Here is a 12810-nt window from a genome sequence, read left to right as displayed (position 1 = left end):
TCGTACATGACGTTCGCCGGCGGGCACGGGAGTTGATCCTGTGCCCGCCCGTTGGTCTGCGCCCGCGTGTCCTACGCCTGCTCATCCTCACCGAACATGTTGAGCATGTCGAGCTGTATGTCGCCGCCCTCGACCTCGTCCAGGCCGAACAGGCCTCCGCCCAACTGGTCGGGCGCGGACATGCCCCGACGCTTCCTCTTGGCCGCCGGTGCGGTCGGGCGCTTCGGGGGGCCTCCGGCCGGGATGACGCGGGTCAGCGGGCTGGTGCCCGGAGGATGGCGCGGGCCCTGCGCGGGGGGCGGGGTGAGTGAGGGGTGGGTGAAGGGCCGTCCCTCGGCCATCGCCTCGTAGACGCGGACGATCTCGTTCCTGGTGTCCTCGAAAACGGCGGGCTGCTTGTTCTTGAATGCGCGGAAGCTATCCAGAACCAGATCCAGGTCCGCGCGCTCGATGCCGTACAGGTGGAAGTACGCGGCGTCCAGCTCCGCGCGCATCAGGAACCGGCGCCTCTCGTCCCAGACGAAGGGTGGGCCGTCGTCGCCGAGGTACTTCGCCCAGGAGGCCATCTCGTACGAGGTGTAGGTGAGTTCGAGGACTCGGGGACGGATCCAGTCAGCGAGCGGGGTGTCTTGGGTCCAGGGGGCGGAGAGGTCGTAGGCGGTGGGGGGTAGGACGGGGAGTTGCTGGAACAGAAAGTACTTCAGTGAAGCACCTGCGTATTTCTGACGGGTAGCGAAGTCCAGGATGAAGGAATTCAGGTTGGCGAGCAGGAACTCAGCCCCTTCTCTCACCAGAGCCACTGGAAACTTGTCGCCCGCTGCTGTCCGAGGCATCACAGAGGCAATCACCGTCCGCTCGTCCGACGCCCGGCAGACGTCACGCCAGCCCATCAGCCATCCATGCCGCCAAGCCTCACGCGGAACGGACCAGTCCTCGGCCAGGCGCTCGTCAGTCTCGTCCTCACTCACCCAGTGGCGAGGCAGCGGCACCGCGTGCGGGTCCCGGTGCTGCTCTGTGTCGAGCCTCGGCAGCGTGCCCTTGTTGATCTGAGCCTGAGTGGCGTTCTCGTACGTGGAGAAGCGACTGTCGAACTGGTGAAGGAACTTCCCCTCATACAAGGGCAGATAACGTACGTCATCGTTCACGATGACAGTGCCCTCGCGTGTTCCGCCGTGAGCTAGGAGCGCCTCATCTGATTTGAACCGCTTGGAGGCCGTAGCCATGTCGTACATGCGCAGGAAGGGCCCGCTGCCCAGCCTCCAGGGATCCGCCGGCCCGCCACTCACGAGCCGCCTCAGCAACGGCACCCGCGCGTGCACGCCCTCCAACACCCGCAAGTGCTCCGGGCTCTCACAGACCGGCGCCGTCCGCGTGTTCGGGTTGATCCGCTTGAACCCCTCCTCATCCAAGGTGAACTCCCGCACGTCCAACTGATCCGGCCGACGCGCCCGGAAAGCAAGCCGCACAACCGGATAGCGCTCGGCCAGGTCGCGGCCCGCCATCGTGAACAGGCAGAACGCCACACGGTTGGTGACCGCCGGAAACAGCTTCTCCTCGTTCTCCATGTCCAGCACGGCCACCATCTGCCGCTTCTCCACCAGATCCGCGAAGTACGCCGCCGTCGTCTTGTCCGTCGCGATCCCCGTCGGCAGGACCAGCCCCGCCATGCCCTCCGGGCCGATCAGCTGCCGGGCCTTCTCCGCGAAGACGGCGTATGTATTCACGTCACCGAAGCCGGTCTTCGGGAACAGGCCCGACTTCCGGTACATGGTGACCTGGCCCTTGGACTCCCGCTGGTCGAACTGGTACTCCGCGTACAGCTTGCGGTCGCCCTCGTTCGGGCGGCCCTCCTCGTCCACGCTCGTCGCCAGCGCCTCGATCATGCGGTCGCGGATGCTGGCCGTGTCCGCCGCGGCGATGTTCTCGTCGCGCGCCGCGAACCACTCCTTCTTCTGGATCTTGACCCGCTCCCACGGCGGGTTGCCCAGCACCGCGTCGAAGCCGCCCTGCCAGCCCGTCTCCGGGTTGACGTCCCCGGCATCCGAGTCCTCCACACGGAAGACGCGCGGGAACTCCAGGTGCCAGTGGAAGAACTGGTTGCGGCGGACGATGTCCTTCAGCATCAGCTCGGCCGCCTCGTCCTCCAGCGGCCCGTCCTCCTTGTCCTTCTCTACGGCCCGCAGCACGTTCGTCGTGATCGCCGTGGGGGCGCCCTTGTGCTTGGGCCAGAGGAACGACGCGCACCACACGTCCGCGACCCGCTTCATGTGCCGCAGCTCGGGCCGCTTCTCGAACTCCCGGTGCGCGCGGGCGTGCTTGCGCACCTCGGCCAGGCTGTGGTCACCGATCCTGGCGACCTTCTCCGCCTCCACCCGCACCGTCGCCGTGCTCGTCCGCACGACCCGCTCGGCGAACGGGAGGTGTTCCGCGCCCTTCCGCTCCTGGTCGTTCTGCTGGCGCAGCTTGGTGGCGACCGACTGCGCGTCGCCCTCCAGCTTCTCGAACGCGCCGTCTGGGATGCCCTGCTCCAGGACTGCGGGGGTCGCCCCCAACAGGGCGTTCCCCGTCTTGATTCGGTCGTCGAGGTACGCGAGCGGCTCACCGGGGGTCAGTGACTCCAGCCACAGCGACACCTTGGCCAGTTCGGCGGCGAGCGGGTTGATGTCGACGCCGTGGACACAGTGGCGTACGACCTTGGCCATCGCCTCTCGGACCAGCTCCGGGGCCGGCTGGGTCTCCCCGTGGATCATCCGCGCGTATCGGAGTGCGATGCGCCGGGCCGCCGCGACCAGCATGTGGCCCGATCCACAGGACGGGTCGACGAAGCTGATCCGCAGCAGATGGTCGGGGATGCCCGAGGCGGCATACCGCTCTATGACAGGGTCGAGCGCGTTGTCGAGCAGCTTCTCGGTGAGAGACGAGGGGGTGTAGTAGGAGCCCGTCAGTTTGCGCTTGTTGCCTGCGACGAGGTCCTTGAGCTCGAACAGCTCGTTCTCCGCCTCGCGGGCAGGGACGAGTTCCAGCAGGGACTCGTAGACACTGCCCAGTTCCTCGGCGCCCAGGTGCCGGTAGTCGACGCGGGTGGTGCGGCCCTTGTCCTTGACGCGGGAGAGGAGGCGTACGGCTTCCAGCAGGCGCTCGTTGGGGAGCTTCGCCGCGCGCAGCGGCTCCGGGCTGCCCGGGAAGCGAGCGGACTGGGCATCCTGATCAATCTCGTCGGGCTCGGGGAGGTAGTAGAGGCCACCGAGTTCGGGCAGTGCCAGCGTGGGTTCCCCGCCGATGGTGCCGAGGGCATTGAGGACGCGGACGAGACCGTGCCAGAGGTCGGTGTGGTGGTCGCCCTTCCGGCGGGAGGCGATCCGGCGCAGGCGGGCGGTGGAGAAGTAGTGGGCGTAGCGCTCGCGGGCCGCCTGGTTCGCCTTCAGCTCGGCCCTGGTGGCCTTACGGCCGGGGTGTACGAGCAGTGCGTCCCGGTCCTCCGCGACGAAGAGGAAGATCAGCTGGTAGGCGAGGCGCAGGAGCTCGTGGTGGAAGTCGTCGAGGGCGCGGCGGCCTCCGGCCGTGATCGCCTCGGCCAGGGCCGGGTTGTTCTGGAGGAAGCCCGTGCCGAGGACGTTCAGCGCCTTGGCGACCTGGTCGCGCAGCAGGTTGCGTGAGCGGATGCCGGTCTCGACGGCGAAGTCGCGCCACCATTCGAGGCGGCAGTCCGCAGGGGTCAGCGGGAGTTCGTCGGGCGCCGCGAGGCCCTCGCCCTCCTCCTCGTCGGCCTCGTCGGCCTCTCCCTCGTCCTCCGCTGCGGCTGCCGCCCCGCCCCGGCGCTTCTTCTCCGGTTTGGGCACCAGCTCCAGGCGGGAGGCGTGGAGCAGCGCGTACATCAGCAGGAAGTCGGAGAAGTCGCCGCCGCCGAAGATCGCTTCGAGGTCGAACTCGATATAGGCGGAGCCGACGAGGGCGGTGGAGTCGCGCAGCAGGCGCAGGACCTTGCCGTTGGAGAGGATGCCCCACAGGTGGTCCGGGGAGGCGTTGAGCAGCTCCTGCATCATCGACTGGGGCACACGGGAGCTGCCCGCCGGCCAGCGGTCGAGGGGGGCGTCCCAGCCGAGGAGGTGGACCGGGAGGTGGTCCTGCCACTGGTGACTGACCTGGTACGGGTCGCGGCCGGGAAGGCGGATGCCACCACGGCGGGCGGGGAGGCGGCCGTAGCCCAGTTCCTCCAGGAGCGTCAGCAGCCAGACGCGGGTCGCCTTGGTCGGGTCGGTCTTGCCGTCGAGTTCCTTCAGCTCCTCCTGGAGCGAGGTGTAGGCGGCGCGCAGCGCGTTCCACTTTCGGCTGGCGGCGTCCTCGATGCGTACGCCGCGTCCGAGCCCGTAGTCGGCGGGGCCACTGCCGGGCAGTTCGGGGTCGCCGACGCGGATCTTGCCGAGGAGGTCTGCAGAGAGCAGGCCGCCCTCTACGCGTACGGCGGCGGAGGCGGGGAGGCGGTCGGGGGCGAGGGCGGTCACCGGTCTCCTCCGGGTGCGGACTGCTGAGCGGCCGGGGCGCTGAGGTACACGTACACGCCGAGCAGATCGGGTTCGCCGGACGGTTGGACGTCGATGCGGCGTACGGCGGCGGCGCCGCGCTCGCGGCCGCGCTGACCGGCGGCCTCACGCACTCGCTGATGAGCGTCGCGCAGCCGGTCCGCCAGGAGCTGTCCTCGGGTGGTCAGGTGGGCGTTGATCTCGTCGTCGCCGAGTTCGGCGGCGGCACGGGCGGCTTGCTGGTCTCTCAGGGCGGGCAGGGTGTTGAGGTCGGGGGTGGCGGTGAGCAGGGCGGCGGTCTCCTCGTCGGACAGCCAGGCGCGGCGGCCGTCGTCACCGGTGCGCCAGGCCAGGACCTGGGCGTCGTCGGCCACCAGGACGCGTGGTTCGTCCGTCGCCGTGCGGCCGGGCAGGGTGAGGCGGAAGCGGTAGCGGGCGAGCAGCAGGACCGTGCGGCGGTCCACGGCGGCGGTGCGGATCACGCCGAGGCGGCGGGCCGGGCGCTCCTCGGGGGGCAGGCCGGTGTCGACGGCCGCGTCGAGGAGGTAGCGGGCGAGGGCGCGCACCGCCGGGTCGGTGCGGGACAGGGCGTGTTCGCCGCGGGCGACGGGGAGGTCCTCGCGGAAGACGAGGTCGCGGGCGGCCGTCCTGGCGCGGCCTTTGGCCTTCGCCCGGGGCGCGCCGCCCGGGGCGGCGGTCTGGTCGGCGTCCTCGTAGAAGCCGAGGGCGTGCTTGAGACCGGTTGGCAGCGGGTCGACGGGGGCCTTGAAACCCCGGTCGCGGGCATCGCCGATCGGCTGGGCGCCCAGCTGTGCCAGGGACTCGCGGGTGAAGGTGGCGATGTCTCCGGGGTCACCCAGCGCCTGCCGCAGCGCGTCCAGCTCGGCTTCCACCTCCTCGGGGCGCAGACCGGAGTGGGCGAACTTGGTGAGTACCTTCGACTCCCGTTCGGCGGCCGACTCCCACTCCTTGTGGAGGGCCTCGCGGGCCCGGCCGAAGTCGGGGTCGTCCTCGAAGTCGAGGGTGAGCTGGCCCTCGGGCTGCCTGCCCCGCAGCAGCAGGGCGCTGGCGAGGGCTTCGAGGACGCCCCGGCCCTGGTCGGGGACGAGGACGGCCACACCGGTCTGGTCGGCGATGTCCTTGTGCTTCTGGATGAGCACCTTCAGGACGAGGCCGTCGATGCCGGTGTCCGTGTCGTAGACGGTGATCTCGCGGACGCGGCGGCGGGGCTGGCCGAACCGGTCGACACGGCCCGCGCGCTGGAGGTGGCGGGTCGGGTTCCAGGACAGGTCGTAGTGGATGACTGCGCCGAAGTGTTCCTGGAGGTTGACGCCCTCGGAGAGGCAGTCGGTGGCGACGAGGACGTGCCGGCCGCGCCGGGCAGTCAGCTCGTCGACGCGGGCCTGCCGGGCGTCGGGGTGCAGGGTGCCGGTGACCGCCTCCACGCTCGCGCTGCGGCCCAGTTCCTCCTTGAGGTGCTGGGCCACGTACTCGGCGGTCGGGATGTAGTGGCAGAAGACGATCGGGTCGTAGCCGTCGACCAGCTGCCGCTTGACCCGGTCGACGAGGGTGCGCAGCTTGGCGTCCGTCTCCGGGCCGGCGAGGGCGTCCGCCCGTTCGGCGAAGTCGGAGAGGGCCTTGGCCTCACTCGTGCGTCCCTTCTGGGGCTTCTCGGGGGTGGCGGCGTCCTCGTCCGGGAGCGAGCCGGGCACGACGTCCATGCCCTCGGCGGCCTCGTCGTCGGTGAGTTCGAAGGCTGCGGCCCGGCCCAGCTTGTCGGCCTCGGCAGGGGTGCGGGTGGCGGCGATCAGGGAGCGGGTGCGCAGGGTCGCGGCGGCCGCAGCGGGCGAGGACAGGACACAGCGCAGCAGGGTGAGCGCCGTCCACCAGGACATGCGCTGCTGGTGGTCGCCGCCGGGGCCGCGTACCTGGTGGCGGGTGTAGGCGAGGATGTCGGCGACGAAGCGCGCGTAGTCGCCGTCGAGCCGGTAGAGCGCGTCCTGGGTGTCCCGGTCCTCGGGGAACGGCGTGTCCTGGCCGACGTACCGCTTGATGTCATGGCGGCGGCGCTGCACGAAGTGGCGGGCCAGCTTGTCGCGGTCGGCGGACAGGGTGGTGTCCAGGGTCCGCAGGGAGGGGTCGAGGAGACCGGTGAGCTTCGCAAACGCGTGCGGGTCGCCGCTGTGCGGGGTGGCGGTGACGAGGATGAGATGGCGGTCGCGCTCGGTGCGGTCCGCGAGCGCGGACAACAGTTCGTACCGCTTCTGCTGCTCGTTGCCGCCGATGCCCACGCAGGTGTGCGCCTCGTCGACGATCAGCACGTCCGGGCAGTGGCGGCGGAACGCGTCGCGGCGCTCGTCCTGCTTGATGAAGTCGGTGGAGACTACCGTGACCGGATAGTGGTCGAAGATCGACCGGTCGGGATCGTCGATCGCCTTCTGCAGACGTGCGGTCGTGGACGGCAGGACCATTTCAGGCTCCATGCCGAACTTGTCGCGCAGTTCGCGCTGCCACTGCTCGGCTAGGGAGGGTGAGCAGAGCACGGTCATGTTGCGGGCGGAGCCTTGCTCCATGAGTTCCTTCGCGATCAACGCGGACTCGACGGTCTTGCCGATGCCGACGTCGTCGCCGATCAGCAGACGTACGGGGTTCATGCGCAGCGCCATCATGAGCGGCACCAGCTGGTACCGACGCGGCTCGACGGCCACCGCGTTCAGGGAGCGGAAGGGGCCAGCGCCCGCTGTGGACGCGATGCGCAAGGCGGTGCGCAGCAGTGAGGCGGACGCGAAGTCACCGGCCTCGCCGGGCAGGGGATGAGGACGGCCGAAGCCCGGCTCGCGGACCTCGTCGGGAAAGAGGGCGGCGATGAACTCCCGGTCCCCGTCCAGGGGCTGGGCGAGGACCAAGTCCTCGGTGGTACCCGGCAGGACGACCCAGTCGCGGTCCCGGGCGCGCACCAGGGTGCCGGGCGCATGCTCGGCCGGGGTGCTCATCGGTCGCCTCCCCTGTGGTCGCGGCCGATGCCGAAGACGTCCGGGTATGCGCGCACGGTGTCCTTCCAGTCGGGTTCGGCTCCGGCCCTGATCACCAGCCAGCCGTCGTCCATCATGCGGTATTCGTCCTGCTCGCCGAGGCGGCGGGCGCCGTCGTACTCCAGGAACACTGCGACCTCGGCACCGGGGAGGTGGTAGACCACGTCCGCGACCCCGGTGGCCGTCTCGTCGGGGATGCGGTGACCGCCGTCCGCGAGGAGGCGTACGAACGCCTCAACAGGTGTGTCTGGTACCGGCTCCCGGCGGGGGACGGGGGCCGTCGAAGGCTCCGGGCGGGACTCGTCCTTCGTCAGGGACCGGGCCAGTGCCACCAGCCACGGCGCGGCGCGGTGCCGGTCGATCCGCCGGTGGTAACCCTGGTTGGAGTACGACAACAGGCAGTCGTAGCAGCCCAGTTCGCAGCGCTCGGCTGCGCCGTCCGCCCGGTCGAGGTCCTTGCCGTCCTCGTCGTAGTGGATGATCCGCAAGGCCTCCAGCGCCACCAGGGCGAGAGCCTTCTCATCGTCGTAAAGGCGGCGCAGCACGCCCGCTCCGCCCTCGGCGCTCTCGACGAAGAGGGTCCGGCCGTGCCGTTCGGCATCGGGGAGGTCCTCGCTCTCCAGCTCGGAGTCCTCCAGCTGGAAGTGCGCCTCGATCCCGCGCTCCAGCGCATAGCGCAAGGAGACCGCGGTGATGTCGTCGACCGGCTCGGCCAACCGCACCACGGCGATGTTCTTGGTGTCCTGGGCATAGGGGATGACCTGGAGGGTGCGCTGCGCGCGGTCGAAGGACGCCAGTGACTCCTCCTCCGCGGACTCCTCCTGGGCCAGGCGGGCCGCCTTGCTCTCCGACAGCCATCTGCCGGTGACCGGGTCCAGCCAGAACCCCTGGCCCGAGCGGTCCTGGGCGTCGCGTTTGCGATAGCCCAGGTTGAGGACGCGGACGCTCGCCGAGTCCCCGTAGGCGACCTCCGCGAGGGGCGCCCCGTCCGCACCGCGTACCTGGGCCTGGTAGATGCCACCAGGCGAGTACCGGTAGACGGTCCGCAGGTGGAAGCCCCGCTTGAGGCGCTCCTCCTCGTCGGAGGAGATCCGGCGACGGGGCTCGGCGTGCACCTGCGTGAGCTGCATCAACTTCGGCAGGGTGCGGTGGAGCGGCACGGCGCAGTTCTCGCAGCGGTCGGCGCCCTCGACCCGGTCGTGCCAGTAGCCGCAGGCCTCGCAGAGCCTGATGTCACTGGTCGCCACCTGTCCGGGGCGGTCGCCCATCGGGACGGTCACGCGGTCGATGGTGTAGCGGTTGCCCTCGTGGTAGATCAGCGCGCCGGGCCCGAACTCGCCGATCGCGATGAAGCGCGGGCGCTGTATGTAGGCGCCGTTGCGCTGCCCGTACATCCCGGCAGAGCGCTCGCCGGGGACGTAGGCCGCGAGGGGCAGACGGGGGAAGGAGTAGCCGGGCAGGAAACCTTCGGAGGCGAAGTAGCGGTAGGTGTAGAAGTCGCTGTACGACGCGCTGTCGGCCTCGTTGCGCAGCAGCTTCAGCTGGTTCTCGGCCTCGGCGCGCCGCCCTGCAGCGCGGTCGCGGTCCCTGCGGCTGAGGGAGAGGTCGTTGGCCCGGCGGTGCTGCTGCTCGACCTCGGCCCGGGCGGTGCGGTACAGACGGCGCCAGCGCTCGCACGCCTCGTGGAGACTGCCGAGCGCCTGACGGACAGTGCGCTCAACCCAGCCCTCGTGCCACCAGGAGGATTCCGAGAGCTCGTCGCGGAGGGGGGCGAGGACCTCGGTGGCCCTGCTGATCGCGCGCAGCCGGGCGGTCTCGCTGTCCAGGTCGTCCCGTACCCGCGGCAGCAGGTCCAGCGGCCACCGGCCGTCCGCGTCCGCAGCCTCCGCGTCGAGCACGTCGGTGAGGCGGCTGCCGAGGTGGACGCCCGTCTCGGCCAGCCAGATCGAGTGGACGTGGGAACGGATCAACTCCTCGTTGGCCAGATCGAGCCGGGGCGGGGTGACGCTGCCGGACACCATGAGACCCGGGCGGCGGAAGTAGTACTGGTCATGAGGGGAACCGGTCGAGCAGTAGGTGGTGACGAGCGCCGGCTGGCCACTGCGACCGGCGCGCCCGGAGCGCTGCGCGTAGTTGGCCGGGGTCGGCGGGACGTTGCGCATCCCGACCGCGTTCAGCTCAGCGATGTCCACACCCAGCTCCATCGTCGGCGAGCAGTAGAGGATCTCCAGGTCGCCTTCACGGAACGCGTCCTCACGGACGCGGCGGGTCGCGGAGTCCACCTGTGCGGTGTGCTCGTGCGCCCTGATGCCGGTAAGCCCGGCAGCGCCGGCGCGGTAGAGGTCGCGGAAATACGGGTTGACGCGGACGCCAGCCTCCGCGTCGGTCACCTTGCGCACCGGGTCCGGTTCGGGCCTCGTACCGTCGCCGGGGAGCCAGCGCAGGGCGGAGGCGCGCAGCTGGTGTCCGTAGGAGCCGTCACGCTCCTCCTGGACGACGGTGAGCAGCCCGCACTCACGCAGCACCCGCATCAGATCGCGGATGACCGCGTCGGCGTCGGCGACCGGGATACGCTTGCCCGCCTGGCCGGGGAGGGCGGCGAACTGGCCGATGCGGCGCAGGTAGCGGCCGTATCCGCCGAGACCGCTGAGGTGCACGGTGTCGGCCGCCGCGCCGGTCTGACCGCGGCCCGCGTAGGCCAGCCGGGAACGGACGCGCGGCTCACGTGCGGACAGGGCCCAGGGGGCGACGAGGTGCGTCTCGCTGATACTGCCGAGCCGGTCGAAGCCCTCCTGGGTGAGGCACTCCACCTCCACTGCGAGGGAGCGCCGCAGCTCGTCGAGGAGGTCGCGGGCCAGTTGACCACGGTGGGCGGCCGTGTCGCCGGTGAGGAGGGGGTGGCAGCCCTCCCAGCACTCGCGGTCGCCTGCGATCTCGGAGAGGGACGTGTAGTCGAAGCGCAGCAGGCCGGTCTGGGAAAGGTTGGGCATGGTGACGCGCCAGCCACGCTCCAGGTCGGCGTAGACGCGGTAGGCGAGTACCTCACGCAGAGCCGAGTGTGCGAGGTCGCGCTGGTGGAACTTGGCGGTCGGCACCCTGGCATAGGTCTCCAGCGGGAGGGCGAGGGTGTCGAATACGGCTTGGGGCAGCCGGTCGTAGGTCAGTCCCTGCTCCCCCGCCGCCTCCAGGGCCCGGTACACGGCACCGCGCACCTGGCTCACCAGGGCGAAGTCGTTGAAGTGCCCGGCCTGGAGGCTGGCGTCCTGCCGGTTGTCGACGAAGGTGAGGAGTTTCCGGGCCCTCTTCGTCAGGTCGGGCTGGTCGCGCAGCGACCGTACGACGCGGGAGCTGATCAGGGAGACGGCGGAGCTGCGGCCTTCGGCGGAAAAGGTGCCCAACTTGGCCAGGTCCTTGAGCCGCAGCTGCTCGTACGAGGTGCGGCAGTGCAGGCAAAAGCGGAACGGGGCGGCGATCCACCAGGCGCGCAGGCCCGTGCCGGGCTGTGCGGCCCGACCGTCCGGGCCGACCCACACCTCCTCGGGAAGGTCTCCGGACCGGGTCTTGAGGACCGTCGACCGACCGTCGTCGTCCGTCTCGACCCAGCTCGCCGGGAGGCGGCGGAACACGGCGTCCTCGTCGTGCTCGTCGGGCCAGGGCCGGTCGTCGCTCACATAGAGGAACCCGTCGCCGTCGGCGGCCGGAGCGTCCGGGTCCTCCCGGGCCTCGAACACCATGCCCTCGTGCTCGGCAGGGCGGGTAACCACCAGGTACTCCTTGCCGCAGTCACGGCAGAAGTGCAGGGGGACGAGCGGCTTGTCACGGTGGTCGGGCACCCGGGTCTGGTACTGGCTGGTGAGGTGGCGGTTGCCAGGGGGTTCGAAGCTGACGTAGACCGTGTCGCCCTTGGACAGGAACTGGTGCAGCCGGAAGGCGAACAGGGGTCTGTCCAGTTCCCGGTGCATGGCCTTCGCACCGACGCGCAGCACGGTCTCGATGGCCCGGTGGCAGACCTCGGCGGGCTCCCCGCTCGCGTCGCCGAGCAGGGCGGATGCCTGGGGAATCGTGAGCGGAGGGCGGCGGACGAGCCGGCCGCTGGGCTCCTCGACGGCCAGCCCCACATTGTCCTCGACCCAGACGGCGAGGGGGTCGCGGCTCAGGGCGTCGTACTCAGCCGGGAGCTCGTGGGGCGTGGCGGCCGCGCGGCGTACCGCGTCGGCGAGGGGCTCACGGGGGTGCACTCCGGGCACCGCGTCGGGTCCGGGGTCGGTCGAGCGCTCCAGGGATTCGCCGATGACACGGTCGGGCCGGATCTCCGTGCCGAACAGGCGGGTGGCGACCTTGGCGATCTCCTCGCGGGCCTCTGCGAAGGTCACTCCTGTGGCCATCGTGGCCGAGGTCCCGACGCACTGGAGGTCGGGTGCTTCGCAGGCGTCCCGCAGCCGGCGGACGAGGAGAGCGACGTCTGCTCCCTGACGACCGCGGTAGGTGTGCAGTTCGTCAAGAGCGAGGAAGCGCAGGCCGCGGGCTGCGCCGATCAGCTCCCGCCGCTCGTCGGGGCGAGTGAGGAGGTACTCCAACATCACGTAGTTGGTCAGCAGGATGTCCGGCTTGTTCCTAAGGACCTGGAGCTTCTGCTCGGAGTCCTCCTGGCCGGTGTACCGCGCGAAGGTCACCTTGCGGCTGCCCTCGGAGACCCCCCAGGTGAGGTACTTCTCCAGCTCGTGGAGCTGGCTGTTGGCCAGCGCGTTCATGGGATAGACGACGATCGCAGAGATCCCGTCGGGGTTCGGTTGCCGCAGTACCCGGTCGACGATCGGGACGATGTAGGTCAGGCTCTTGCCCGAGCCGGTGCCCGTGGTCAGCACGTAGGAGTCCCCGCGATCGGCCGCGGCAATGGCTTCACGCTGGTGCTGGTGGAGGGAGAGGGTGCGGCTGCCGGGGTCGTTCGGGTGCTTCTTGTGCCGGAAGTACTCCCGGCACATCGGATGCAGCAGGCCGTCGTCGCACATCGAGGCAACCGTTCCGCCGCTGCGGAAGGTGGGGTTCAGTGCGAGCTTGGGGTCGGGCCAGCGGGTCTTGCGCTCGCGCTCGCCGGCGAGGTGACTCTCGATATCCGCGTCCCTCACGGCGACGAGGGAGCTTGTGAACGCCTCGTACTCGGCGATGAGGTCGTGGTGGACACCGAAGACGTCCATGGCCGACTGAAGCCCCCTTGGTTCCGCTCGCTCACAAAACGTGGCCGGATGGTCGGTCGCACA

At 70.3% G+C, this 12810-nt stretch carries 3 protein-coding genes; all 3 read right to left on the bottom strand.

Annotation, left to right across the window (positions count from 1 at the left end):
- Nucleotides 1–71 precede the first annotated feature (71 nt).
- The 3 genes from ACWCP0_RS06400 to ACWCP0_RS06390 are packed head-to-tail and all read right to left on the bottom strand — an operon-like array spanning nucleotide 72 to nucleotide 12747.
- Entirely contained in the window at nucleotides 72–4502 is a 4431-nt protein-coding gene (locus ACWCP0_RS06400) for an Eco57I restriction-modification methylase domain-containing protein (RefSeq protein ID WP_451077712.1), read from the bottom strand.
- The gene (locus tag ACWCP0_RS06395; protein WP_451077711.1) at nucleotides 4499–7513 is read right to left on the bottom strand and encodes a helicase-related protein; all 3015 of its coding nucleotides are present in this window, start codon (nucleotides 7511–7513) and stop codon (nucleotides 4499–4501) included. Before ACWCP0_RS06395 ends, ACWCP0_RS06400 begins: the two co-directional genes overlap by 4 nt.
- Nucleotides 7510–12747, bottom strand: a complete 5238-nt coding sequence (locus tag ACWCP0_RS06390; protein WP_451077710.1) for a DEAD/DEAH box helicase — start codon at nucleotides 12745–12747, stop codon at nucleotides 7510–7512. Before ACWCP0_RS06390 ends, ACWCP0_RS06395 begins: the two co-directional genes overlap by 4 nt.
- Nucleotides 12748–12810: the final 63 nt, after the last annotated feature.

This window comes from Streptomyces sp. NPDC001970 (genome assembly GCF_053594115.1).
The sequence above is the reverse complement of the archived record's forward strand: the minus strand, read 5'-3'. Positions and strand labels throughout refer to the sequence as shown.